The sequence below is a fragment of the Aminobacter niigataensis genome (assembly GCF_946995915.1).
In the GTDB taxonomy this organism is placed as follows: Bacteria; Pseudomonadota; Alphaproteobacteria; order Rhizobiales; family Rhizobiaceae; genus Aminobacter; species Aminobacter niigataensis.
This window is the reverse complement of record NZ_OX341518.1, coordinates 135,387-160,322: the sequence shown is the minus strand read 5'-3', so window position 1 is coordinate 160,322 and position 24,936 is coordinate 135,387. Positions and strand designations below refer to the sequence as shown.

Sequence of the window (24,936 nt, the reverse complement as noted above, 5' to 3'; positions counted from 1 at the left end):
GCCCGGTCCGCCGGGCGGGCGAGGACTACAGCACCGTGACCGGGAATGATTTGATGAACACCGCCGCCGCAACCCAACGCTTCAATGGCCTGCCTTCGGTGGTACAGACCTATTGGCCCGGCCTCGCGGTCACCGGCGCCGTAGCGATTGCCGCGCAGTTCCTGTCCGACCACTATGGCGCGCCGGCGATGCTGATGGCGCTGCTGCTCGGCATCGCCTTCCACTTCCTGTCCGAGGAAGGACGTTGCGTCGCCGGCATCGACTTCTGCGCCAAGAAGGTGTTGCGCATCGGCGTCGCCCTGCTCGGCATGCGCATCAGCGTCGACCTGCTCGTCGGCCTCGGCGCCAGTACCATACTGCTGCTGGTCGCCGCCATCGCCGCGACCATCGTCTTCGGCCTCATCGCTGCCAAGCTGCTCGGCCGCGGCTGGCGCCTCGCCCTCATCACCAGCGGTTCGGTCGCCATCTGCGGCGCCTCGGCCGCCATGGCGATTGCCGCCGTGCTGCCCAAGAACGAATTCTCCGAGCGCAACCTGATCTTCACCGTGCTGTCGGTGACCGTGCTGTCGACGCTCGCGATGATCGCCTATCCGATCATCGCCCAGACGATGGGGCTCGACGCCCGCGCCACCGGCATCTTTTTCGGCGGCACCATCCATGACGTTGCCCAGGTCGTCGGTGCGGGTTTCTCCGTCTCCCCCGAGGCCGGCGAGACGGCGACGCTGGTCAAGCTGATCCGGGTGACCATGCTGGCGCCGGTGGTGCTCATCTTCTCCATAGCCACGCGCAATGTCGCCCAGCCGGCCGGCGAGACCGGCAAGCGCCCGCCGCTGCTGCCCGGCTTCGTCATTGCCTTCCTCATCCTCGCGGCAGCCAACTCATTCGGCCTCGTTCCCGAAGCCGTCTCGAAAGCCGGCATGGAAGCATCCCGCTGGGCGCTGCTCGCCGGCATCGTCGCCGTCGGCATGAAGACTGCGCTGCGCCGCGTGCTCGACGTCGGCGGCGACGCGGTCGCCCTGATCGTCGCCGAGACGATCTTCATCGGCCTCTTCATCCTCGCCGGCATCTACTATCTGGGGCACGCCTGATGAAACCACTGGAACGCATAATCGAGACGGCGAAACAGGCACCCAGGCGCATCGTGCTCGCCGAGGGTGAGGACCCGCGCATCGTCGAGGCGGCGGTCCGGGCCAGGCGCGAAGGCATCGCCGAAATCACCCTGGTCGGCAATCGCGGCGTCATCGAGCGGCGGCTGGCCGACGTTGGTGCGGACCCGCAGGAATTCCGTATCGAGGACCCGCAAGCTTCGCCCCTCGCCTCCCGGCTCGCTGCTGCCTACCACGAGCTGCGCAAGGCCAAGGGCGTCGATGCCGCTGCGGCAGCGGAAGCCCTGCGTTCCCCCCTGATTTTTGCAGCCATGATGGTGCGCGAGGGCGAGGCCGACGGCACGGTCGGCGGGGCCGTTGCCACCACCGCCGATACCGTGCGGGCGGCGTTGCAGACCATCGGCCGGGCACCGGGCGTCGGCCTGGTCTCGAGCTTCTTTCTGATGATGCTGTGCCAGCCCCATCACGCAAAGAAGGGCGCCTTCGTCTTTGCCGATTGTGGCCTGGTCGTCGATCCCGATGCCGCCGGCCTCGCCGACATCGCGCGCATGTCCGCGCGCTCCTACCAGGCGCTGGCGGGTGGCGCTGCCAAGGTCGCCATGCTGTCGTTCTCGACCAATGGCAGCGCGGCACACGAGCGCGTGTCAAAGGTGGTCGAGGCAACGCGCCTGGCGCATGCCGCGGACCCCGAACTTCTCATCGATGGCGAGCTGCAGTTCGATACCGCCTTTGTCGAAGCCGTCAGTGCTTCCAAGGCGCCGAACTCGGCGCTGCACGGCGAAGCCAACGTCTTCGTCTTCCCCAATCTCGACGCCGCCAATATCGGCTACAAGATCGCCCAGCGCATCGGCGGGGCCGACGCCATCGGTCCGATCCTGCAAGGGCTTGCCAAGCCGGCGAACGACCTGTCGCGCGGCTGCAGCGCCGACGACGCCTACCACATGATTGCCGTGACGGTGGTTCAGGCGAACCAGGGCTAGCCCAGCAACGACATCAAGTCGGCTTGAGCGCCCCTACAGCTCTTCCAGTGCGTCGCCGAAGCTCTCGATGCCCCTGAGGCGCGTCCGGCCGGCGGCGCCAGCGCGTTCGATGGCTCGGGTCGCCAGAAGATGGCAGATCGCCATCGCCGAAACGTGGTTGAACAGAGGTCCCGGCGCCAGCGTCTGGCAGCGGAAGTGCCACGCCGCGCTCTGCCTGTGGGGCACGCCCTCGTCGGTGATGTAGAGCAGCCTGGCTCCGCTTTTCTCGATGGCCGAGAGCACCATTTCCATGCGCGCGATGCGGCGGCGCAGTCCGAACACGACCGCGACGTCGTCCTTACCGACGCTGACCAGATGTTCGCCCAACGTCTGCCCGCCGCCCGGAATGGAAACGATGTTTTCCACCACTTGCGTCATCTGCCATTGGAAATAGTCGGCGAAGGGATGGCTGCTGCGGAAGCCGAGTACCCAGATCTTGCGGCTGGCCAGCATCGCCTCGACCGCGGCATTGATCTGGCTGTCGGTGATGGTGGCGAAGGTGCCTTCGATGTTGGCGATGCCCTGCGCCACATGGGCCGCCAGCGACTGGACCCCGGCGGTGTCGGTCGATGTCGTCAGGAACAGGCGCGAGCCGGTCTGCTTTTCCTCGCGGGCATGACGGCGGGCCTCCTCGTAGTTTTCATAGCCCAGCCGTTTGACGAAACGCGACACGGTTGCGTTCGAGACATTGGCTAGGTTGGCGAGTTCCGACGCCGAGTAGCTGGCCAGCTCTCCCGGAAAGTCGCAGACGAAGTCGCCGAGCCGCCGCTCGGCCGGGTGCAACTGGTCGAGCGCCTCCCGCACGCGAAAAAGAAAGGGCCGTTCCTTGGGGGTCATGCAGTCGTCCGCCACGCTTGTCGTCGTGCACATTTGCGCGCGATGCGCCCTCTCCGCAAGGGGCAGACGTCGGGGAGGATCGCTCGCATTGTCCCAATCACGCAGGAATCACAACGACATAACCGCTGGCCGCGAGACATTGGGGCCCCTCCATCAGATTCAGCTGTAAAAAACTAATTTCATATGATACTTTGGTGAAAATCAGTTTTCATATCTGGTTCAGCCAAGGGAGGAGAAACCATGGCAGCGGAAAGTATGGTGCAATCCGGCAAGACATCGCCGGTCATTCGACAACTTGAGGGAGCGCTAAGCCGCATAGGTGTCACCGGCGCCCATAAGCAGATCATCGCGCTGGTGCTCATCGGCGTGCTGTTCGACGCCTTCGAGCAGAACACGATCGGCGTTTCAGGGCCGATGCTCAAGGCAAGCTGGGGGCTGACCGGCGCCGACATCGGCCTGCTCAACACCATCACCTTCGGCAGCGCGGCCATCGGGCGGCTCCTGTCGGGCATTCTCGGCGATCGCTATGGCCGCCGCGTGATGCTGACCTTCAATCTCCTGCTCTTCACCATCGGTTCGCTTGCCTGCGCGCTGGCGCCGAACTTCGCCGCGCTCGCAATTGCGCGTGGTATCGTCGGCTTCGGCATCGGCGGCGAGATCTCGACCGCGGTGACCATGCTATCAGAGTTCTGCTCGCCCAAGTTCCGCGGCACGGCCGCGGGCCTGGTCAATGTCGGCGCCGGCGGCTTCGGCAACTTCCTGGCACCTGCCTTCGGCTTGTTGATCTTCACGATTTTTCCGGGCGAGGACGGCTGGCGCTGGCTGTTTGCCGCACTCGCGCTGCCGGCGCTGCTGGTGGTGTTCTACCGCCGCTTTGTGCCCGAGACGCCGCGCTTCCTTGCCTCGCAGGGCAGGATAGCGGAGGCCAACAAGGTGCTGTCGATCCTGGAATCGGGAACGCTGCGTCCGAAGAACCTTGTCGTGCGCGAGTACCTCAAGGACGACCAAGCACAGGAAGCTCCGGCCAAGCACAGCTGGAAAGAGCTGTTCCGCGCGCCCTACCTCGGCCGCACCATCCCGGTCGCCATTGCCATCCTGATGAGCTACGGCGCGCAGCTGTCGGTGCTGACGCTGATGCCAATCATCTTCGTGTCCATGGGCTACACGCTGCAGGGCAGCCTGCTTTATTCGATGATCATCCAGAGCGGCAGCGTGCTCGGCGCCATCGCTGCGTCGATGTTCGGCTACTACTTCCCGCGCAAGAAGGTACTGACTGTCGGCGCCATCTTCGCCTGCCTCGCGGCCGTGTCGATCGCCACGCTCGGCACCAACATCTACCTGGTGCTCATGTTCGGCGCGATCTTCCAGTTCTTCGTGCTGCTCTTGAACACCTCCATCTGGATCTATGCGCCTGAACTGTTCCCGACCCGCATCCGCGCCTTCGGCGTTGCCTTCATCCTGGCGACGGGATCGGCGGCGGGCTCCTTCGTGCCCACCATCTCGGGCGCGCTGTTCGACAACTACGGCATGATCGGCGTGTTCGGGCTGGCGGCGGCGATGTATGCGGTTTTCGCCGTCTGCATCCAGATGGGTCCCGAGACCTATGGCATGTCGATGGAAGACCTTACCCAGCCGGCGGAGGTCGAAACGCCCGAAGCGTCGACCTTGCAGGCACAAGCAAGAGCGTAAACATGAACACGGCCCCACACATCCTGTTGATCAATCCAAACAGCTCGCGCGCAACCAGCGATATGATGCATGCCATTGCGCGAAAGCCCGCAACAGGCCGAAGGGTTGTGGCGTTTGCCCCGGCCAGCCGGAACCCGCCGATGATCGTCAACGGCGCACAGCTCGAAGCTGCCGCCGACCAGGTCATCGAGATCGGTGTCGGCCATGATGCGGACTGCCGCGGCATCGTGGTCAGCGCCTTCGGCGATCCCGGCCTTGCGGCACTCAGGCAACGGGTCGCCGTTCCTGTGGTCGGCATCTGCGAGGCCTCGATGATCGAGGCTTCGCGCGACGGGCGGAGGTTTGGCGTCGCCACGACGACACCTGACCTTGCCGAAGCGATTGCCGGCCGCGCCCGCGACCTGGGGCTCGCCCATCTCTATTCGGGCATCCGGTGCACGCCGGGCGATCCCATCGCTGTGGCAGGAGATGAAAAGCTGCTCGAGCGGTCGCTTGCCGAAGCGGTGCGCGAATGCATCGAACTGGATGGAGCCGAAGCGGTCATCATCGGCGGCGGCCCGCTCGGCCAGGCGGCCGAGCAACTGCAGCCGATGTTCGAGACGCCGATCATCGCACCCATTCCCTGTGCCATGGAGCGGGTGCTCGGCCTTGTGCCGGTCAGTGCGGAAGTGGCCTGCTGAGGCGGCTTTCGCCTAACTCCAGGGTCTGCTCCCGCAAACCAGGAACCAGGCCCTGGCAAATATCAGGCGCGAGGACATCTATAGGGCCTCATTCCGAACCGGAATGGGGCCCTATTCACGATTCCGCGTCGTCTCCGCGGCGAAGGTGAAATGGCGCATGATGAGGTCCTGCAGGCGTTCCGGCAGTTCCGCCTTGTCGACAGCCTGCCGCATGCACTTCAGCCAGAGGTCGCGCAGTTCCGGACCGATGGCGACATGCTCGTGGATCTCCTTCAGCCGTGAATGTCCATGCTTCTGGACGTAGTAGCTCGGGCCGCCGAAGAAACCGCAGAGATAGTTGAACTGCTCCTCGCGGGAGTGGGCGACACCGTGGCCCCTGCGGTGGAGCAGGTGCAACTCCGCAGCGTCTTCATCCTGCTCGACGATGTCGTAGAAAATCTCGACCAGCCGCCGGATGGCCTCCTCGCCGCCGAGTTCGTGGTAGAGCGACCGCCCCTTCTGCACAACTTCGTTCAAGATTACCTACCTCCTCCGGTCTGGTACGCTTGCGCAATGACGCCTTGGACCCCAAGCCGGCCAATGGCGTGAAGAACCGGAATGCTCCGCTCCCGGCGTAGCCAAAACGTAACACCGGCATGCTCCGCGACAAGCGCCAAGTGCCGTCCGGACCCGCGACTTATTATCCCCCGCTCATTCGTCGGTGACGATGACGTCCATCGGAATGTCATGCGGTTGCGGATAGATCGTCGGAATCCGGCTTCCGGTGTAGCCAACCCCGATCACCAGCGGCCTTCTAGGCATTGCCGCCAGTGTCCTGTCGAAGAAGCCGCCGCCATAGCCGAGGCGGTAGTTGGCATCGTCGAAGCCCACTACCGGCGCGATGACGACATCGGGTTGCACTGCCGGCCCGTGCGAGGGCACAAGGATGTTCCATACGCCGCGCTCCAGCGGGTCGCCCGGCGACCAGACGCGGAACTCCAGCGGCCACGCCTTTTGGATGACGACGGGCAAGGCGATCCTGCCGCCGCGCATGATCACCCGCACCGCCCAGTTGCGCAGGTCCGGCTCGCCGCGGAACGGCCAGTAGACGCTGACCAGCCGGCCGGACACCTTGCCGATCGCCTCGTCAAGCGCCGCGGCGATGCGTTCCGACTTCGCCGTCCGCTCTTCGGCGCCGACCAACAGGCGCTCGTCGATCAGCCGCGTGCGTTCGGCCTTGCGCCATCTGGTGACCTCGGGCCATCTGTCCCGCGACACCGCCTGAGCCTGATAGTCCGGCGACAGCTCGTGCATGAAGCACGGCGGCGAGGCATATTCGTGCGTTTCGGGAGGGGCACCCTTTTCGTCGGATATCATCTACCGTTTCCTTTGCCGCGATGACGACCCACGTCGTCCTTTGCGAAAAATTGCGCCGCGCCAAACAAGAACGCAAACGGAATTAAATGCTATATGAGTGCAATAATTTTGCTTTGAACTGGATGCCATGGACATAGATCGCGCCCGTACGTTCTTGGAAATCGTCCACTGCGGCAGCTTCCTCAGGGCCGCCGACCGGCTGCACGTGACCCAGACGACGGTCAGCGCGCGCATACGTACGCTGGAGGAGGAGCTTGGGCGGCAACTCTTCACCCGCAACCGCAACGGCGCCCAGCTGACGCCGGCCGGCCGCGAGTTCGAACGCTACGCCCAGTCGTTCGTCCAGATCTGGGAACGCGCCAGGCACCAGCTCGCCATCCCCTCGGGGCGCACGAGTGTCGTCGCATTGGGTGGGGAACTCAGCCTGTGGAATCCCCTGCTGCTCGACTGGCTTGTGTGGATGAAGCAGGTCAAGCCCGAGATCGCCATCCATGCCCATGTCGGCGTTCCCGACCAGTTGCTCGACCAGTTGCGCACTGGCGTGCTCGATATAGCCATCCTCTACGCGCCCAAGCTGCTGCCGGGCTTCAAGGTCGAGATCCTGCAGGAAGAACAGCTGGTGCTCGTCCGGACGGTGGCGAAGGACGGTAAGCGGGATGCGGCCAGCACCTATGTCTATGTCGACTGGGGGCCGCTGTTCGCCGCCCAGCACGATGCCACTTCGACGGCTTTCGGCGAGCCGGGGCTGTTCGTTGGCCTTGGACCGCTAGGCCTGAGCTATATCCTGCGCGCCGGCGGCATGGGCTATTTCCGCAAGGGCGTCGTCGCGCCGCTGATCGCTGCGGGTGAGCTCGAAACGGTCGAAGGCGCGCCGGAATTCACCTATCCGGTTTATGCCGTCTACCCCGAGGCAAGCGAGGGACGCGCTGACGTGCAGGAGGCACTGGACGGGCTGAAGCAGGTGGTCCGATAGGCACAGCCTGAGATCAGGGCGTTTCAAGCGCCCTTTGCAGCAATTTTCTTGCAGCCAACCAGCAATATCATTCGTTTGCCTGCTGTCGGACCCAGTGCTTAGGTCATCTTTCCAACGGCGGGATGGAAGGAACGACCGGCATGACCGAACCAAGGGAACCCAGGACTGTCGCTGCGGCCAACGGCATCGCCGGCGACCAGGGTTTCGGCGCCGTCAACCCGCCGCTCTACCTTTCGAGCACCTTCGTCTTCCCCGGCTTCGAGAGACCCGGCAGCTACGAATACACGCGTGCCGCCAATCCCAGCCGAGACTTGCTTGCCGATACGCTCGCCAGGCTGGAGGGTGGCGCGGGGGCCGTGGTGACCGCCTCGGGCATGGCCGCGGTCGACCTGGTTCTGGGATTGATGGGGCGAGACGATCTCGTCGTGGCACCGCATGATTGCTACGGCGGCACCTACCGCCTGCTGTCCCTGCGACGGGACAAGGGACAGTTCGACGTGCTTTTCGTCGACCAGGGCGACGAGGCTGCATTGTTCGCAGCGCTGGCCAGGAAACCGGCGCTGGTGCTCATCGAGACCCCGAACAATCCATTGATGCGGGTCGTAGACATCAGGACGATTGCCGCCCGGGCCAGGCGCGCCGGCGCCAAGGTCGCCGTGGACAACACCTTCCTGTCGCCGGCGCTGCAGAGGCCGATCGCGCTGGGGGCCGATTTCGTCATCCATTCGACGACGAAATATCTCAACGGCCATTCCGACGTGGTCGGCGGCGCAGTCATCGCCGCCGACAAGGCGGACGTCGAGGCGCTGTCGGACTGGGCGAAAATCACCGGCGTGACGGGAGCGCCGTTCGATTCCTATCTGACCCTGCGCGGCCTGCGTACCTTGTTTCCGCGCATCGAGCACCAGCAGGCGAATGCCGCAGCCATAGCCGAATTCCTGGAACGACAGCCGCAGGTCAGCGCGGTCCACTATCCCGGCCTGAAGTCGCATCCCGGCCATGCCATCGCCAGCGCGCAGCAGGCGGGCTTCGGCGCCATGCTGAGTTTCGAACTGGCCGGCGGCGTCGATGCGGTCCGCAGTTTCGTCGAAGCCGTGAGAGTGTTCACCCTGGCGGAATCGCTGGGCGGCGTCGAAAGCCTGGTCGCTCACCCCGCCACCATGACCCACGCGAGCATGGGCGCCGAAGCCCGACTGGCGGCAGGCATCAGCGACGGGCTGCTGCGGCTGTCGATCGGGCTGGAGGCCGAGACGGACCTGATCTCCGACCTGGAAACGGCGCTCGCGGCCATCGCCACGGTGCTATAGGACCGGCTGTCACCAAACCATCATTCAGCTGTCATCGTGCTGAAATCTCGCTGCCCCAAACGGAACCCGCAATTCCGTTCAGGCAAAGAGGTTTCACCATGTCAGGTAACATCAACCGCAAGCTCCTGCTCTTGACCACCGCGCTTGCCGCGTCGGCCGCCCTCCCCGCTCACGCGGCAGAAGTCTTCAACCGCGTCGCCACCTTCCCGGTCTCTCAGAACCTGCCGGCCGACGTCGATGCGGCCACGCCGACGTCGTCGGAAATCATCACCGCGACCGAAGACGGCATGACGCTCGTCTATTCCGATAGCCCGCTCGGCGCCGTCGGCGCCGAAGGCTGCCGGCATCGTCAAGATCGACGGTGAGCCGACCTCGGTCACCGTGCTAGGCGGCAAGGTGCTCGCCGGCGTCAACACGTCGAAGAGCAAGCAGGAGCCATCCGGCAACCTGACCGTGATCGACCTGGCATCCAAGAAGATCGAGGCCAGCTGCGACCTCGGCGGCCAGCCCGACTCGGTGGCGCTGAGCAAGGACGGCAAGCTGCTTGCCGTCGCCATTGAAAACGAACGCGATGAGGAACTCAACGAAGGCGCCCTGCCGCAGTTGCCAGCTGGCAACCTCCAGATCGTGAAGCTGAACGACGGCGCGCCCGATTGCGCCTCGATCAAGACCGTCGACCTGACCGGCATCGCCACTGTTTCGCCTGAAGATCCGGAGCCGGAATTCGTCGCCTTCAACGATAAGGGCGAGATCGCCGTCACGCTCCAGGAAAACAACCACATCGCCATCGTCGATGCCGCCAGTGGCAAGGTCGTTTCCCACTTCCCGGCCGGCGAGGTCACGCTCGAAAACGTCGACACCAAGAAGGACGGTGCGCTGTCTTTTACCGGCAAGGTCGAGAATGCGCCGCGCGAACCCGACGCGGTGAAGTGGCTCGACGACGAGCGCCTCGTCGTTGCCAATGAAGGCGACTACAAGGGCGGCGCGCGCGGATTCACCATCTTCTCCAGGGCTGGCGAGGTGCTGTACGAATCCGGTCCGGCTTTCGAATATCAGGCGGCCGCCGCCGGCCACTATCCAGACGCCCGCAACAAGAAGGGCATCGAGCCGGAAGGCCTCGAATTCGCAAGCTTCGGCGACCAGAAGCTGATCTTCGTGGCAGCCGAACGCGCCTCGCTCGTCGGCGTCTACAACGACACCGGTGCCGAGCCCGAATTCCTCCAGCTGCTGCCCTCAGGCATCGGGCCGGAAGGCCTGGTCGCCATCCCGCAACGCAAGCTCCTGGTCACCGCCAACGAGACCGATCTCGTCGAGGACGGCCTCGCCCGCTCGCATGTCATGGTCTACGAACTTGGCGAGGGTGACGCTGCCTATCCGCAGATCGTCTCGAGCTTCAAGGACGACGGCACCCCGCTCGGCTGGGGTGCTCTCTCGGGCCTCGCTGCCGATCCCAAGGAAGCCGGCAAGCTCTATGCTGTGTCGGACTCGGTCTATCGTTCGGCGCCTGCGATCTTCACCATCGACACCACCAAGACCCCGGCCCTGATCGCCGAAAAGACCATCGTCACGCGCGACGGCCAGCCGGCGCAGAAGCTCGATCTCGAAGGCCTCGTGGCCGACGGCAAGGGCGGCTTCTGGCTGGCTTCCGAAGGCCGCAGCGACAAGCTGACCCCGCACGCTGTCTACAACGTCAACGCCAAGGGCGAGATCAAGGAAGAGATCGCCTTCCCGGCCGAGCTTCTGGCCGGCGAGACCCGTTTCGGCCTCGAAGGCATCACCATTGTCGGCGAAGGCGACGATCTGACGCTGGTCATGGCCATCCAGCGTGAATGGGCCGACGACCCGAAGGGCCAGGTCAAGCTGCTCGCCTACAAGCCCAAGGCCAAGGAGTGGTCGGCGGTGCGCTATCCGCTCGACGCCACCGAAAAGGGCTGGGTCGGCCTGTCGGAGATCACCGCCCATGACGGCAAGCTCTATATCGTCGAGCGCGACAACCTGATCGGCGCGGAAGCCAAAAACAAGCGCATCTATGCGGTGGCGCTCGACGGCTTCAAGCCGGCCAAGCTTGGCGGCGAACTGCCGGTGGTGGAAAAGGCGCTGGTGCGCGACCTGCTGCCCGATCTCAAGTCGGCCAACGGCTACGTCGTCGACAAGGTCGAGGGCTTCGCCATCGATGCATCAGGCGAAGCCTTCGTCGTCACCGACAATGACGGCGTCGACGACTCCTCGGGCGAAACCTTGTTCCTGCGCCTCGGCAATATCGCCGCCATCAACTGAGCGGCGTTCGAAAAAAAAGGGGCAGCGCTCGGAGCTGCCCCTTTTTATGCTTGAAGAGCCGCCTCTCACAGCACGTGAGACAGGAACTCCCGTGTCCGCGGCGATTGCGGGTTGGCGATCATTTCCCTGGGCTCGCCCCGCTCCTCGACGACGCCGCGATCCATGAAGATCAACTGGTCGCCGACCTCGCGGGCAAAGCCGATCTCGTGGGTCACCACCACCATCGTCATGCCGCTTTCGGCAAGGTCGCGCATGACCACCAGCACTTCGCCGACCAGCTCGGGGTCGAGCGCCGAGGTCGGCTCGTCGAATAGCAGGACCTTGGGGTTCATCGCCAGCGCACGGGCAATCGCCACGCGTTGCTGCTGCCCGCCGGAAAGCTGGCGCGGATAGGCGTCGGCCTTGGCCGAAAGCCCGACGCGTTCGAGCAGTGCAAAGGCCTTGTCCTTGGCTTCGGCCTTGGACATGCCCTTCACCATCATCGGCGCCTCGATCAGGTTTTCGAGCGCAGTCATGTGCGAGAACAGGTTGAACGACTGGAACACCATGCCGATGTCGGCGCGGCGCTGGCACAGCAGCTTGTTGTTGACTTCGTAGAGCTTGCCGTGGCGCAGGTCGTAGCCGACGAACTCGCCGTCGACCAGGAGCACGCCGCCGCTGACCTCCTCCAGGTGATTGATGCAGCGCAGGAAGGTGCTCTTGCCCGAGCCCGAAGGGCCGATGACGCAGGCGACCGATCCTGTGGGCACGTTGAGGTCGATGCCCTTCAGCACTTCCACATTGCCGAAGGATTTCCGCACGCCGCGGGCAAACACCATGGAATTGTCGGGTACGCCGAAGCGGGCCTGGTTTTCTGCTTTCGATGTCATGCTGGCTGTGCCACCCGTCCGAACCTGAAGGCGCGTTTCAGCATCTCGCCCAGGGACGCGCCCTGCTGCTGGTCGCTCCTGCCGTAATATTGCTCGATATAGTGCTGCCCGATCGACAGGATGGTGACGACGAACAGGTACCAGAAAGCCACCACGATCAGCAGCGGTATGGTCTCGAAGGTGCGGGCGTAGATGCTCTGCGCGGCATATAGCAGGTCGTTGACTGCGATGATGGTGACCAGGGACGTCGTCTTCAGCAGGTTGATCGTCTCGTTGCCGGTCGGTGGCACGATGAAGCGCATCGCCTGGGGCAACGTGATGCGGCGCAGGATCAGCCGGTGGTTCATGCCGAGGCTGCCGGCTGCCTCGGTCTGGCCTGATGCCACCGAGTTGATGCCGGCGCGCACGATCTCGGCCATGTAGCCGGCTTCATGCAGCGACAGCGCAATGACGGCCGCCACGAAGGGCGTCATGACGTCGTTGGTCTTGATCGTGAACAGCGTGCCGACGAATGGCAGCGTCAGCGAAAATTCGCGCACGATGAGCGACAGGTTGAACCAGAAGATCAGCTGGATCAGCGCCGGTGCGCCGCGGAAGAACCAGATATAGGCGCTGGCGAAGGCGTTGAGGATCCGGCTCGGCGACAGCCTCATGATGGCAACGATGGTGCCGATGATGATGGCCAGCACCATGATGGTGACCGTCAGCAGCAGCGTCTGGCCCAGGCCGCGAATGATCGAGGGGTGGAACAGGTACTTGCCGACCGTCGGCCAGTCGAAGGCCGGGTTGGTGGCGAGAGCCTTCAGGATCAGCCCGAGTATGACCAGCGTGATCGCCGTGCCGACCCAAAGGCCATAGTGGCGCAGCGGTACGACGGTCAGCGCCTCCGGCGGTGCTTGCGTTTCGGCCCGGTCCATTCAGGCGCCCTCTCAAAAAATGGTAGTGGCCCGGCTAGAGGATAAACCTCTCGCCGGGCCGGATCTATTATTTGCGGATCTTGTCGGCGGCGTCGACAACGTAGGCTTCCTCGATCATCGCACTGGTCATGCCGTACTTGGCCATGATCGTCTTGTAGGTGCCGTTCTTGATCAGCTCGTTGACGCCTGCAGCCAGCATGTCAGCCGTCTCCTTGTCGCCCTTCGGAATGGCGATGCCGAGCGGCGCGACGTCGTAGAGACCCGGCACGACCACCATCTGGCCCTTGCTGGTCACTTCGAAATAGCCCGATGCGGTGGCGTCGTCGAGACGGGCGTCGATGCGATCGGAGAGTGCTGCCTGGATGATGTCCTTGCCTTCCGGGAAGATGCTCTTGGCGATCTCGGGCAGGCCCTTTTCCTTGCACTCGCCGCTCAGCCGGTCGGCGATGAAGTCGGACACGGCGCCGCCGATGACGCCGACGCGCTTGCCGCAGAGGTTGTTCTCGCCCTGGAACTGCGATGCCTTGTCGGCGGTCGTCGAAGCGACGATGCCAGACTTGATGAACATCACGAAGTCGACCTGCTTCAGCCGGTCGTCGGTAGCGGCGAAGGTTTCCCAGGCGACCTTGAAGCGGCCGGCGGCGAGGCCGGGTACCATCGAGGGGAAGGGAATGCGGGTCACTTCGAGCTCGGCGCCGAGCAGCTTTGCGGTTTCCTGCGCGAGCTCGATGTTGATGCCGACCTGCTTGCCGTTTTCGTCGATGAATTCGAACGGCGCATATTCGAGCGTGTTGGCGATGATCAGCTTGCCGGTGTCCTTGACCTCAGACGATTTCGGCAGCTCGGCAGCGCCCGAAACGCCGGCGCCTGCGGCGACGGCCGTGGCGGCCAGTGCGGCGATCGCGGTGCCGCGCAGAAGCGAAAGATGTCGTTGCATGTCAGCCCTCTCCATTATGATGGGTAGTATGCCGGTTGCTTGCGCCCCGGCCAGTCCCTATCGCTGCCTTCCCCTCGAACGCCGCGAAGCGCCCTTCTTGTCTGTCGGCAGTGACACCAGAACCGTCTATTCTGATATTGAAATGTATTTTTACGGCTCATCTCTTGTCAAGCGAGCGGGCCCTTCCGGCCACACAAATCGCGCCGGAAAACTGCTGATTTCCGGCGCGTGGCGGCATTTTGCCAGCCTGTTCAGAACCGCAGCGACCTGAGCCCGACCGTTCGATCAATGATCAGGATCGCGGCGAAGGTCATGAAGATGCTGAGCGAGGCGATCGCAGCCGCCGTCGGGTCGAAATTGAAGCGCAGGTAGTCGAACAGTTCGAGCGGCAGCGTGTTGCTGCCGAGCGACTTCAACAGCAGCGAGATGTTGAAGATGTCGAAGGAGATGACGAAGGCAAACAGGCAGCCGGTGATGATGCCGGGCTTGATCGCGGGCAGCGTCACGCGCCGGAAGGTCATCCAGCCGCCGGCCCCCAGGCTGCGCGCGGCTTCTTCCTGCGAGCGGTCGAAGTTGAACAGCGCCGAAGACACGTTGAGGAAGACATAGGGGAAGGTGACGACGATGTGGCCGATCTGGATGCCGATCGAATAGTCGGTGCCGATCCGGATCTCGTAGAAATAAAACAGCAGCGCGATCGCCGTCAGGATTTCCGGCACCAGCAGGGGCGCGGTCATGATCAGGCGGATGTAGTCGCGGGCCACCGTCGCATGGCGGGCGACGTAGATCGCCGCCAGCGTGCCGATCACGGCGTTGACGATGGTCGATGTCGCGGCGATCTGGATCGAATAGAGCGTGGCGTCGAGGAAGCGCTTGTTCGAAAACAGCGCCTCGAACCAGCGCAGCGAAAACCCCTCGAGCGGGAATGCCAGGAACTCGCCCGAATTGAACGACAGCAGCACCACCAGCACGATCGGGAACATCAGGAAGATGTAGATCGCCGCAACAAGCACGGTGAAGAGGCGGTCCCAGATGGTCTTTTCGACGCCGCTCGATGCACCTGTCATGGCAGCCTCCGCATCGCGCGCGCCGTAAGCCGGAGATAGAGCCCGACGAAGATTACAGCCACCGCCGCCATGATGATGGCGAGTGCTGCCCCAGCCGGCCAGCGGAAATTGTCGACGAGATACTGCACCACCAGCACCGACATGGTGCGGCCGCCGGTGCCGCCGAGCATGGCGGGCGTGACATAGGCACTGATCGACAGCACGAACACCAGGATCGTGCCGGCCTGGATGCCGGGCATGCTGAGCGGCAGCGTCACTTTCCAGAAGGTGCGCATGCGCGAGGCGCCGAGCGAGCGCGACGCCATGGCGAGGTCGGGGCTGATCGCCTGCAAATTGCCGAGCAGCGGCAGGATGACGAAGGGCAGGAAGACGTGCGTCAGCGCGATGGTCACGCCGAGCGAGTTGTTCATCAGCTGGAGCGGGAAGTCGATCAGGCCGACGGCCTGGAGCGCCTGGTTGGCGACGCCGTTGTTGGAAAGGATGATCATCCAGGCAAAGGTTCGCACCACCAGCCCGACCAGCAGCGGCGACAGCACGAAGATGTAGAGCAGGCTGGTCCAGCGCGACCGCGACTTTGCAAGATGATAGGCAACGGGATAGCCGAGCAACAGCGAGATGACCGTGACGGTGGCGCCGATCAGCAGGGTGCGGCCGAGAATGCCCCAGATGTAGAAGTCGCCAAGCGCGGTGGTGTAGTGCGCCAGCGTGAAGCCTTCGCCGTAGACGGCGCGGGTGGAGGCCTCGCGCAGGCTCATGGTGATGATCGTCAGGTAGGGAAGCGCAAAGAAGCCGATCAGCAGCACCAGCGCCGGCACCACCATCCAGGTGGCGCTGCCGCGATTGCTTCGGCCCTCGACGCGTGGAGCGGCCTCGACAGCACTCATGACGCCAGCAGCCAGGTGTCGCGCGCGGCGAAGCGCAGGGCGACCTGTTCGCCGACTTCGAGCGGATTGCGGCCATTGACGTCGACGATCACGCGATCGCCGCTGCCGAGCTTGACGGCCAACTGGTTGGCGCTGCCCTGATAGACCGAATTGACCACCGAGCCGGCGAGCACGTTTTCGCCGCTGCCCGCCTCCTCCGCCCCTGCCCCTTGCTGGTGGCCTGACGCGGCTTGGCTGCGGGTGCTGATGTTCTCCGGCCGGATCATGATCTTGACCTCGGCGCCTTTGGAAAGTCCTGCCGGGCCCGTGGCGCCGATGCTTCCGCAAGGCGTCTCGACCTTGTAGCCGTCCTGGCCGAGCGCTTCGGCGATCTTGCCCGATATGGTGTTGGAGCGGCCGATGAAGCCGGCGACCGACTGCGAGGCGGGCCGCTCGTAGATCTCGCGCGGCGAACCGAACTGCGAGATGGTACCGGCATTCATCACCACGATCTTGTCCGACATGACCATCGCCTCGGCCTGGTCGTGGGTGACGTAGATGCTGGTGATGCCGACGCGCTGCTGCAGGTCGCGGATGAAGAAGCGCATCTCGTCGCGCAAGGTGGCGTCGAGATTGGCCAGCGGCTCGTCGAGCAGCAGCACGGACGGCTCGATGACCAGCGCACGGGCCAGCGCCACGCGCTGCTGCTGGCCGCCGGAAAGTTCGCGCGGATAGCGCTTGTCGTAGCCTTCGAGCCGCACCATGGCGAGTACGTCGGCGATGCGCCGCTGGCGGTCCGCTGGCGCGACCTTGCGCACTTCGAGGCCGAAGCTCAGGTTTTCCGCCACCGTCATGTGGGGGAACAAGGCGTAGGACTGGAACACCATGCCGATGTCGCGCTGTTCGGGCAAGGCGCGCGTCACGTCGCGCTCGCCGAACAGAATGCGGCCGGTATCCGGCCTCTCGAAACCGGCGATGCAGCGCAGCGTCGTGGTCTTGCCGCAGCCGCTGGGGCCGAGGAGGGAAACGAATTCACCCTGGCCGATCGGGATGGAAATGTCCTTGAGGATGTGCAGGTTGCCATACCGCTTGTTGATACGGTCGATGGTCAGGGCGGTCATCCAGTGTCCTCGCGCAGTTCCCGGCCGGGAGGTGGGGTGCCTCCCGGCCATGCGGTTACGTCGTTGCCGGTTTCGGTGTGGCCTTACGCCATCTCCCGGTTCCAGCGGTCGGCGATCTCCGCCGCCTTGTCGACGTAGCTGTCCCAGTCATAGCTCTTGATCTCGGCCATGCGCGGGCCGACGATCGGCGTGCGTGCCTTCAGCGCGTCGTCGACGACGGACTCGCTGTTGCTGGGCGAGGTGTAGAAGGCCTTGGCCATGTCCTGCTGGACCTTGGCGTCGAGGATGTAGTTCAGGTAGGCGTGCGCGGCGTCCTTCTCGGCGCCGGTGGCGACCAGGTTGAACGACTGCTCGAAGGCGAGCACGCCTTCCTTGGGTGCGACGATCGCCACCGGTGCGCCCTTGTCCTGCAGCGTCATGATCTCGGTCCAGTCGACCGGCGCGATGATCGCGTCGCCGCGGATCAGGGCCGTTGCCACCTCGCCGCTCCACGACGCCTGCGTGAACGGCAGCAGTTCCTTGATCTTGGTGAAGGCGGTGTCGAAGTCGTCGGGCCCGCTGCCGAACAGCTCGGCGACCAGGCGCAGGAAAAGCACGGCGCCGGTATTGCCGATCTGGTAGAGGCCGGTCTTGCCCTTGAACTCCGGGTTTTCCCACAGGTCGTGCCACGAGGTCGGCGCGGTCTTCACCAGGTCGGTGCGGTAGGCTAGGCCGATCGGCGAAACGATGGCGCGGATGCCCTTGGCGTCCTTGTTGATGAACTGCGGGAAGGTCTTGGCCGCGTTCGGCACCTTGGCGAGGTCGAAGGGCTCGAAGAAGCCCTCGGCGCGCAGCACGGCTGCGATGTTCTCGTTGCCCATGAAGATGCTGTAGGGCGAACGGTCGCCGCCGGCGCGGATCTTGGCAACGAAGTCCTTGCCAAGCCCGACGTCGAGCTGCGGCTGGATGCCGGTGGCAGAGGTGAGGCCCGGCAAGAGGTTCTCTTCCCAGAACTTGGCCCACAGACCGCCATAGGTCGGAACGACCAGTGACGATTGCGCGGAGGCCAGCCGCGGCAGGCTCATCGAGGCAATAGCTGCCGTCATACCGACGGCGAATTCACGCCTTGTCAGCTTCATCGGAAATTATCTCCCATGTTCCCACTGAAGTTCTTATTGTGGCTGCGTCGCGGGTCGAAAACGCTGCCCTGTTGGATCGAAGGCTTGCATTTTTGGATCAGGCGGTCAACAATTTAGATATTGTAATATTGAAATAATAAGAAGCGGCAACCGAGGGAGAGAATACGCGCATGGAGGAGGCCAAGCAGGCAGTCCAGGCTACCAAGAGCCTGGCACATCAGATCGCGACGGCGCTCCAGCAGGAGATCGTGCAGGGCGCGCTCAGCGTCGAGGCCCGGTTGCCCTCCGAAGCCGAGATCGCGCAGCGTTTTGGCGTTTCGCAGCCGACGGTGCGCGAGGCTCTGAAGATCCTGGCGGCGAAGAAGCTGGTGCGTTCCAAGCGTGGCCCCAATGGCGGCGTCTTCGTCAATGCACCGTCGCTCACCGCGGCCAGCCAGATGCTGCAGGAGATGACGACCTGGTTTGTCGGCCTTGGTGTCTTCGGGCTCAACGAGATCGTCGAGGCGCGCCTGTTGCTCGGCCGTACCTGCGTGCAGCTCGCTGCCGAGCGCGCCACGGCCGACGACCTTGAGTCGATCGAGGCGACGCTGGAGGCCTTCGAGCGCGACGACATCTCAGACGAGGAGTTTTGTCGGCTTGACGTCGCCTTCCACCACGCCATCGCCCAGGCCACCGGCAACAACGAGCTGCGCTTCATCATGCTGGTCGTCAACGACTCGCTGATCCCGGCAACCAACATGATTTCCTTCCGCTTCCGCGAGCGCGGCCGCGTCGTGTCGCTGCACGCCGACATCCTTAAGGCGCTGCGCGCCCGCGACGCATCGGCTGCCACCGCCGCCTTCGAGGAACTCATCGCCTATCAGTCGAGCGTCTACGAAAAGGCGCTTTCGGCGCGACAGGGCGATGCCCCCCAGAGGCACGAAGCCTGATGAGCCTGCTGGTGGCCCCGGGCCAGGAGCTGATCGAAGAGCAGCTTCAGGACGGGCGCCGCGTCTATCGCAGCTCGATCGCGCTGCCGGCCGAAATGCCGGATATTCTGGCACGGCTCGCCAAATGGGCGGAAGTGCAGCCAGACCAGGTGCTCCTGTCCGAGCCTGGCGACGGCGTCAGGCGTTCGATCAGCTACGGCGAAGCGCTTCGCCGGGCCCGCGCCATGCGAAAGCTGCTTGCCGATCACCATGGCCTCGCCAAGGGCGATTGCGTGGCGACCCTGGCTCCGGCCGGCATCGATGCGCTGGTGCTCAAGCTCGCCGGCCTTTCAGGCGGTTTGGTCCATGCGGCGCTGCCGCCCTTTCCTTTCCGCGACGGTGTCGAAAGCGAAGCGACGAAGCCGTTCCTCGATTCCGCCAAACCCAGGCTGATCGTGGCACCTTCCGGCCATCCGGCCATCGAAGGCATGGGTGCCGTTTCGCTTGGCGAACTCGTATGCGACAGCATGGACGGAGCCGTGCCTGGAGCGGACGAGGATGCCGCGCCGGAGGACTGGGCGGCAATCTTCTTCACCTCGGGCAGCACCGGAACCCCCAAGGGCGTGCCGATCACGCGCGGCATGATCACGTCCAACCAGAGCGCCATTGCCGCGATGTGGCCGTTCGTGGCCGAAACCCCGCCGGTGCTGGTCGACTGGCTGCCCTGGCACCACGTCTTCGGCGGTCTCGACAATATCTTCAAGGTGATCTGGAACGGCGGCGCGATGCATGTCGACGCCGCCCCCAGCCCGTCGACCTTCGAGGCGAGTGTGCGGATCATGGCGGAGGTCGCTCCGACCATGCATATCGCCGTGCCACTGGGCCTGAAACTGCTGCTTGACCGGTTGGAAAACGACCAGGCCGCGGCCGCGGCTTTCACCCGCAAGCTGCGGGCCATCTTCTTTGCCGGCGCCGGCATCGACGCCTCGCTCTGGCGCCGGCTCGCCGACTTCCGCGACAGCCATGGTGATTTCCAGATCCTGTCGGGCTATGGCGCGACCGAAGCCGCATCGACGATCACGCTGTCGCCGGCGCCGCTGGAGCGGCCGGGCGAGCTTGGCCATCCCCTGCCCGGTCATCGCGTGGCCCTGGTCGACATCGATGGGCGCAGTGAGTTGCGCGTTTCGGGCCCCAACATCGCGCCCTGCTATCTCATCGAGGGCCGCACGGTCCCGCTGCCGATGGACGAGCATGGTTTCTACCGCACCGGCGACGCCGGAGTGCTGCGCCAGCGCACGGACGGCATGCCCGTATTCGGCTTCGATGGCCGTCTTGCCGAGGACTTCAAGCTGTCGAGCGGGGTCAAGGTGCGCACCGGCCCGCTGCGCGCCGGCCTCATGGCGCAATGCGCGCCGCTCGCCGACGACATCGTCATTTCGGGCGAGGACCGCGACCGGCTGGTCGCGTTGGTCTTTGCCTCGGCGGCGGGCAGGGACCGTATCGGCGAAATCAGCGCGCGCATCGCCGGCTGGAACGCCGCCAACCCCGCAGGCTCGACGGCGATTGCCCGTTTCGACCTGGCGACGACACCGGCCGACCGCAGCAGGGGCGAACTGTCGGACAAGGGGCAGATCGTGCAGTCGCGCTACCTGCGCAACCATGCCGAACTGTTCGAGGCGCTGCAGGCGGGCGGAGGCCAGGCACCCAAGGACGCCTGACCTGTTTCGAACTCAATCAAGGTCGCGGAACGGCTTCTCGCGGATGTCGAGGAACTCCTTCAGCGAATGCTCCTTGAGCAACCGCATCCAGTAGCGCCCTTCCTCGGAGCCATGCAGGATCGCCGTGGTTTCGCGGTTGTAGGTCCAGGAGCTCTCAAGGCCTGCCGTCTGCTGCTGGTGGTTGAGCGCGGCCTTGGCGAACTTGATCGCCGCACCCGGCATGCGGGCGCACTTGCGCGCCAGCTTTTCGGCCTCCGCCCGCAACTGGTCGCGCGGCACCGCCTTGTTGACGAGATGGATGCGCTCCGCCTCGCGGCCGTCGATCAGGTCGCCGGTATACATCAAATGGCGGGCGTGGATCATCGGCACGGTCCAGGGCAGCATCAGCGTCGGCGGCGCCGAGACGTGGCGCACTTCCGGCTCGCCCAGCATCGCATCTTCCGCCGCGATGGTCATGTCGCAGCACATCATCAGCTCCAGCCCGCCGGCCAGCGCAAAGCCGTTGACGGCTGCGATGATCGGGATCGGCGCTTCACGGATGAACTTCATGCGGCGCATGTTGGCGGCGATGTCCTCGCGCCAGGCCTCCGTGTCCATCTCGAAATCTTCGCCGCCAAGGTCGAAGCCGGCGGTGAAGGCGCGTCCGGCGCCGGTGATGATGACCGCGCGGACCTCGGGATCCTTGACCGCGCGTTCGATCGCCGCCTCGAGCGCGTCGCCGAGTTCCTGGTTCATGGCGTTCATCTTGTCGGGACGGTTGAGCGTCAGGGTGACGAACGCGTCCTGCGCGTCCTTTTCCCAAAGTACGACTTCGCTGCTCATGATGGTCTCCCCTCCCCTTACGCGATTTCGATGACGACACGCCCGCGCACTGCACCCGCCAGGATGCGGTTGGCGAGTTCGGGCAGTTCGGACATCTTGTGCGTCTCGGTCATGGCCGACAGCTTGGTCCGGTCGAGGTGGTCGGCCAGCGTCTGCCAGGCCTTCTGGCGCTTGGGCAATGGCGCAAAGACGGAATCGACGCCGATCAGCGCTACGCTGCGCAGGATATGCGGCATGACGGTTCCGGGCAGGTTATGGCCGCCGGCAAGGCCGCAAGCCGCGACCGCGCCGCCATAGACCGTCTGCGCCAGGACGTTGGCGAGCGTCGTCGAGCCGACGGAATCCACGGCTCCGCTCCAGCGTTCCTTCTGCAGCGGCTTGACCTCCGCCGAAAGCTCGGCGCGGTCGAGGAAGGACGTCGCACCGAGCGAGCGCAGGTAGTCATGCGTCTCTGCCCGGCCGGTCGAGGCAACGACCGTATAGCCCTTGGACGACAGCAGGCTGACCGCCGTCGAGCCGACGCCGCCGGCAGCGCCGGTCACCAGAACCTCGCCCTTGCCGGGCTCGATGGTGCCCCACTTCTCCAGCGCGTCGACGCAGAGGGCCGCGGTATAGCCTGCGGTGCCGATGGCCATCGCCTGCTCCATGGAAAACGCCTCGGGCAGGCGGATCAGCCATTCCGGCTTCAGCCGCTGGAAGCGCGTGTAGCCGCCCCACTCGGTCTCCGACATGCCCCAGCCATTGGCCACGACCTTGTCGCCGGCCTTCCATGCCGGTGAACGCGACTCGACCACCGTGCCGGCGATGTCGATGCCGGCGACCATCGGCAGGCGGCGGGCGATGCGGCCCTTGCCGGAAACGGCGAGACCATCCTTGTAGTTGAGGCTCGAATAGCTGACCTCGACCAGCACGTCATGGTCGGGCAGGTCGGCTTTGGTGATCTCGCGGAAGCCGGCGCGCGGCTTGCCGTCGACGTCTTCCAGCATCAATGCTGTGAAAGTCTCGCTCATAACGTTCTCCAAGAAATCATCGGGGTCGGATGGGCGCGCGTCAGCCGCGCTTGGCCTCGCGTTCGTCGCGTCGCTGGAGAGCGGTCGCGTAGCTGTCGCGAAGATAGGTCAAAAGCTCGGAAAGCACAGCGGTGGCGGTCGCCGCGTCGCGCGCCTCGAGTGCCGCGGCTATCCGATCGTGGAAGTCGGCAACAGTGCGGCGCTCGCGCACCTGCGAAACGATCATGTTGGTGATCGGCATGAACGCCTCGACCACCGTGTACATCATCAGGCTGAGCGGGCCGTTGCCGGCTGCCTTCACCACCGAGCGATGGAAACGCACGTCCGAGGCGCAAAAGTCCTCGTCGCTGAGCGCGGGGCCACGCTGCAGCGCGATCTCCGTGCGCATGGCCGCCAGGTCGGCGTCGCTGCGCCGTTCGCAGGCCAGCCTGCAGCAGATCGCCTCCGTTTCCAGCCGCGCGCCGATGATCTCGTCGATGTCGAAGGCGCCGACGCCGACAAGAAGGGTCGCTGCCCCTGTTATCGCCGACGACAGGCCTTCGGGATCGGGGCGGCTGACAAAGGTGCCGCCGGTCGGTCCGCGCTGCGAACGGATGAGGTTTTGCGCTGCGAGCCGCTTCAGGGCTTCGCGCACGGTCGGCCGCGAAATGCCGAAGCTCTTGGCAAGGTCCTCTTCGGTGGGCAGGCGTTCGTCGATCTGCAGCCGGCCGTCAAGAATGGCGGCGCGAATCTTGTCGGCGACCTGCCGGGCAACGCCGGTGCGCACCACGTCCTGATATTCGATAGGCATCCGTCCTCCGTCGGTACGGCCTGAGCAGGCCGACATCCGTCTCGACATGGAGATAAACAATATAGGTTTGACAAATATTGCAAGCGAAATAAGCTTGCTTGAGACAGCGCCCGGAAATGGCTTCCTCCGGGCCATCCAGGCATCATGGCGCGACCGACCGATCAGGTTCTTTCCATTCTCCAGACGCGGCTCGACAAGGCTGCGATTCTGGCCGGCGATGCAATCGACCCGCGCTACAGCGACGACCTTTCCGGCGAACCGGGCGCCCGGCCCGAACTGGTGCTGCGCCCGCGCAATACGTCCGAGGTCGCCGAAATCCTCAATGTCTGCAATGCCGCCCGCCTGCCTCTCGTCGTCCAGGGCGGACGCACCGGGCTGTCGGGTGGAGCGCGCGTGCTGGCCGGCGAGGCGGTTCTTTCGCTCGAACGCATGACCGCCCTGCAGGAGGTCGAGCCGACAGCGGGGACCATCGTCGCAGAAGCCGGCGTGCCGTTGCAGGTCGTGCAGGAAAGGGCCGACGCGGCGGGCTTGGTCTTCGGCGTCGACATCGGCGCGCGGGGCACCGCGACCGTCGGCGGGAACATCGCCACCAATGCCGGCGGCATTCGCGTGCTTCGCTACGGCAATTTCCGGGCGCAGGTGCTGGGCGTCGAAGCCGTACTTGCCGACGGCAGCGTGCTGTCGTCGATGAAGGGCCTTGCCAAGGACAATTCCGGCTACGACCTCAGCCAGCTTTTTGTCGGCAGCGAAGGCACGCTCGGGGTGGTCACCCGCGCCTGCCTCAGGCTTCACCCCAAACCCGTCACCCAGTCCGCGGCCTTCTGCTCGCTGCCCTCGCTCGACGCTGCCTTCGGCTTGCTCAAGTTCCTGCGCGGCCGCCTCGGCAATCTGCTGTCCGGCTTCGAGGTCATCCTGGCGCCGCTGATGGCCGATATGGTCGCAGCGCTCGGGCTCACGGCACCTGTTGCACTTACCTCGCCCGTTTATGTGCTGACCGACATCCAGGGCATGACGCCAGGCGCCGACGAAGAGGCGTTCACCGAAGCGCTGTCGCAGGCGATCGAAGACGGGTTGGTCGAGGATGTCGTGCTGTCGCAGTCGGAGCGTGAGTACCAGGCCCTGTGGACGTTGCGCGACGACTGCAACCGTTTCCTGTTTGCCGAGGGCGCGATGCTCAGCCTCGACGTCAGCCTGCCGCTGCCGCGCATGGGCGCGTTCCTCGACCTGACCGAGGCAGCCCAGGCCCATGCCGATCCGGCGGCGCGCGCCTATATTTTCGGCCATCTCGGCGACGGCAACCTGCACTACGTCGTCCGCACCGACCGGCCCAACGAGGTCGCCAAGGCGGTGTTCGACTGTGTTTCCAGGTCTGGCGGATCAATCTCGGCCGAACATGGCATCGGCCTCGACAAGAAGGCCTATCTGCACCTGACGCGAACGCCGGCCGAACTGGCCGCGATGCGACGCATCAAGGCAGCGCTCGACCCCAACAACATCCTCAATCGGGGCCGCATCTTCGACATGCCGCCTGCCCTGCCCAACGTCTGAGAAT

At 64.7% G+C, this 24,936-nt stretch carries 23 protein-coding genes and 1 pseudogene; 11 read left to right on the top strand and 13 right to left on the bottom strand.

What is annotated here, in order from left to right; translation table 11 throughout:
* Window positions 1–53 precede the first annotated feature (53 nt).
* Complete coding sequence (locus O1Y97_RS25075; protein WP_183263876.1) at window positions 54–1,088, top strand: YeiH family protein; 1,035 nt, start codon at window positions 54–56, stop codon at window positions 1,086–1,088.
* Window positions 1,088–2,086 carry a phosphate acetyltransferase gene (gene pta / locus O1Y97_RS25070; protein ID WP_268738260.1) on the top strand — a complete coding sequence of 333 codons (999 nt, stop codon included), beginning with the start codon at window positions 1,088–1,090 and terminating at the stop codon, window positions 2,084–2,086. The genes O1Y97_RS25075 and pta overlap by 1 nt, the downstream gene beginning before the upstream one ends.
* A 33-nt stretch (window positions 2,087–2,119) precedes the next feature.
* Here pta and O1Y97_RS25065 read toward each other — a convergent pair whose 3' ends face one another.
* Window positions 2,120–2,962 (bottom strand): MurR/RpiR family transcriptional regulator, encoded by an 843-nt coding sequence (locus O1Y97_RS25065; RefSeq protein ID WP_268738276.1) that lies wholly within the window; start codon window positions 2,960–2,962, stop codon window positions 2,120–2,122.
* A gap of 240 nt (window positions 2,963–3,202) precedes the next feature.
* Here O1Y97_RS25065 and O1Y97_RS25060 point away from each other — a divergent pair, with 240 nt between their 5' ends.
* Both O1Y97_RS25060 and O1Y97_RS25055 read left to right on the top strand, forming a co-directional pair.
* Entirely contained in the window at window positions 3,203–4,651 is a 1,449-nt protein-coding gene (locus O1Y97_RS25060; protein WP_268738259.1) for an MFS transporter, read from the top strand.
* Between the two features lie 2 nt (window positions 4,652–4,653).
* Complete coding sequence (locus O1Y97_RS25055; RefSeq protein WP_268738258.1) at window positions 4,654–5,331, top strand: aspartate/glutamate racemase family protein; 678 nt, start codon at window positions 4,654–4,656, stop codon at window positions 5,329–5,331.
* Window positions 5,332–5,442: 111 nt separating this feature from the next.
* On the opposite strand, the gene O1Y97_RS25050 is transcribed toward O1Y97_RS25055, so the two are convergent.
* Both O1Y97_RS25050 and O1Y97_RS25045 read right to left on the bottom strand, forming a co-directional pair.
* Window positions 5,443–5,847, bottom strand: a complete 405-nt coding sequence (locus O1Y97_RS25050) for a group II truncated hemoglobin (protein WP_268738257.1) — start codon at window positions 5,845–5,847, stop codon at window positions 5,443–5,445.
* A 174-nt stretch (window positions 5,848–6,021) separates the two neighbouring features.
* Window positions 6,022–6,687, bottom strand: a complete 666-nt coding sequence (locus O1Y97_RS25045) for a 5-formyltetrahydrofolate cyclo-ligase (protein WP_268738256.1) — start codon at window positions 6,685–6,687, stop codon at window positions 6,022–6,024.
* Between the two features lie 127 nt (window positions 6,688–6,814).
* Here O1Y97_RS25045 and O1Y97_RS25040 point away from each other — a divergent pair, with 127 nt between their 5' ends.
* From O1Y97_RS25040 to O1Y97_RS25030, 3 genes and pseudogenes are all read left to right on the top strand, one after another.
* A complete protein-coding gene (locus O1Y97_RS25040; protein WP_268738255.1) occupies window positions 6,815–7,660 on the top strand; it encodes a LysR family transcriptional regulator in 846 nt (281 codons plus the stop codon).
* A 140-nt stretch (window positions 7,661–7,800) separates the two neighbouring features.
* Entirely contained in the window at window positions 7,801–8,967 is a 1,167-nt protein-coding gene (metB, locus tag O1Y97_RS25035; RefSeq protein ID WP_268738254.1) for a cystathionine gamma-synthase, read from the top strand.
* Window positions 8,968–9,065: 98 nt separating this feature from the next.
* Window positions 9,066–11,244 (top strand): annotated as a pseudogene (locus O1Y97_RS25030) (esterase-like activity of phytase family protein).
* A gap of 65 nt (window positions 11,245–11,309) precedes the next feature.
* Here O1Y97_RS25030 and O1Y97_RS25025 read toward each other — a convergent pair.
* From O1Y97_RS25025 to O1Y97_RS25015, 3 genes are all read right to left on the bottom strand, one after another.
* Window positions 11,310–12,113 carry an amino acid ABC transporter ATP-binding protein gene (locus tag O1Y97_RS25025; RefSeq protein WP_404801309.1) on the bottom strand — a complete coding sequence of 268 codons (804 nt, stop codon included), beginning with the start codon at window positions 12,111–12,113 and terminating at the stop codon, window positions 11,310–11,312.
* Entirely contained in the window at window positions 12,110–13,030 is a 921-nt protein-coding gene (locus O1Y97_RS25020) for an amino acid ABC transporter permease (protein WP_108610081.1), read from the bottom strand. The genes O1Y97_RS25025 and O1Y97_RS25020 overlap by 4 nt, the downstream gene beginning before the upstream one ends.
* Before the next feature lie 67 nt (window positions 13,031–13,097).
* A complete protein-coding gene (locus tag O1Y97_RS25015; protein ID WP_268738253.1) occupies window positions 13,098–13,967 on the bottom strand; it encodes an ABC transporter substrate-binding protein in 870 nt (289 codons plus the stop codon).
* Here O1Y97_RS25015 and O1Y97_RS25010 point away from each other — a divergent pair.
* Complete coding sequence (locus tag O1Y97_RS25010) at window positions 13,966–14,238, top strand: hypothetical protein (RefSeq protein WP_268738252.1); 273 nt, start codon at window positions 13,966–13,968, stop codon at window positions 14,236–14,238. The two genes, O1Y97_RS25015 and O1Y97_RS25010, sit on opposite strands and share 2 nt — an antisense overlap.
* Here O1Y97_RS25010 and O1Y97_RS25005 read toward each other — a convergent pair.
* From O1Y97_RS25005 to O1Y97_RS24990, 4 genes are all read right to left on the bottom strand, one after another.
* Window positions 14,219–15,034, bottom strand: a complete 816-nt coding sequence (locus O1Y97_RS25005; protein WP_268738251.1) for an ABC transporter permease — start codon at window positions 15,032–15,034, stop codon at window positions 14,219–14,221. The two genes, O1Y97_RS25010 and O1Y97_RS25005, sit on opposite strands and share 20 nt — an antisense overlap.
* Complete coding sequence (locus tag O1Y97_RS25000; protein WP_268738250.1) at window positions 15,031–15,918, bottom strand: ABC transporter permease; 888 nt, start codon at window positions 15,916–15,918, stop codon at window positions 15,031–15,033. Before O1Y97_RS25000 ends, O1Y97_RS25005 begins: the two co-directional genes overlap by 4 nt.
* Window positions 15,915–17,018 carry an ABC transporter ATP-binding protein gene (locus O1Y97_RS24995; RefSeq protein ID WP_108610085.1) on the bottom strand — a complete coding sequence of 368 codons (1,104 nt, stop codon included), beginning with the start codon at window positions 17,016–17,018 and terminating at the stop codon, window positions 15,915–15,917. The genes O1Y97_RS25000 and O1Y97_RS24995 overlap by 4 nt, the downstream gene beginning before the upstream one ends.
* An 83-nt stretch (window positions 17,019–17,101) precedes the next feature.
* Complete coding sequence (locus O1Y97_RS24990) at window positions 17,102–18,136, bottom strand: ABC transporter substrate-binding protein (protein WP_183263861.1); 1,035 nt, start codon at window positions 18,134–18,136, stop codon at window positions 17,102–17,104.
* 170 nt (window positions 18,137–18,306) lie between these two features.
* Between O1Y97_RS24990 and O1Y97_RS24985 the strand changes: the two genes are divergently transcribed.
* Both O1Y97_RS24985 and O1Y97_RS24980 read left to right on the top strand, forming a co-directional pair.
* Window positions 18,307–19,065, top strand: coding sequence for a FadR/GntR family transcriptional regulator (locus O1Y97_RS24985; RefSeq protein WP_183263860.1), 759 nt, complete (start codon window positions 18,307–18,309; stop codon window positions 19,063–19,065).
* The gene (locus O1Y97_RS24980; protein WP_268738249.1) at window positions 19,065–20,762 is read left to right on the top strand and encodes an AMP-binding protein; all 1,698 of its coding nucleotides are present in this window, start codon (window positions 19,065–19,067) and stop codon (window positions 20,760–20,762) included. The genes O1Y97_RS24985 and O1Y97_RS24980 overlap by 1 nt, the downstream gene beginning before the upstream one ends.
* Window positions 20,763–20,774: 12 nt before the next feature.
* On the opposite strand, the gene O1Y97_RS24975 is transcribed toward O1Y97_RS24980, so the two are convergent.
* From O1Y97_RS24975 to O1Y97_RS24965, 3 genes are read right to left on the bottom strand one after another with little or no spacing between them, the layout of a single operon-like run.
* Window positions 20,775–21,584, bottom strand: coding sequence for an enoyl-CoA hydratase/isomerase family protein (locus O1Y97_RS24975; RefSeq protein WP_268738248.1), 810 nt, complete (start codon window positions 21,582–21,584; stop codon window positions 20,775–20,777).
* A 17-nt stretch (window positions 21,585–21,601) separates the two neighbouring features.
* Window positions 21,602–22,594: an MDR family oxidoreductase gene (locus O1Y97_RS24970; RefSeq protein WP_318764305.1), complete on the bottom strand. Its 993-nt coding sequence runs from the start codon at window positions 22,592–22,594 to the stop codon at window positions 21,602–21,604.
* Window positions 22,595–22,634: 40 nt separating this feature from the next.
* Window positions 22,635–23,384 carry a FadR/GntR family transcriptional regulator gene (locus O1Y97_RS24965; RefSeq protein ID WP_268738247.1) on the bottom strand — a complete coding sequence of 250 codons (750 nt, stop codon included), beginning with the start codon at window positions 23,382–23,384 and terminating at the stop codon, window positions 22,635–22,637.
* 144 nt (window positions 23,385–23,528) lie between these two features.
* On the opposite strand from O1Y97_RS24965, the gene O1Y97_RS24960 reads away from it, so the two are divergent.
* Window positions 23,529–24,932: an FAD-binding oxidoreductase gene (locus O1Y97_RS24960; protein WP_268738246.1), complete on the top strand. Its 1,404-nt coding sequence runs from the start codon at window positions 23,529–23,531 to the stop codon at window positions 24,930–24,932.
* Window positions 24,933–24,936 lie beyond the last annotated feature (4 nt).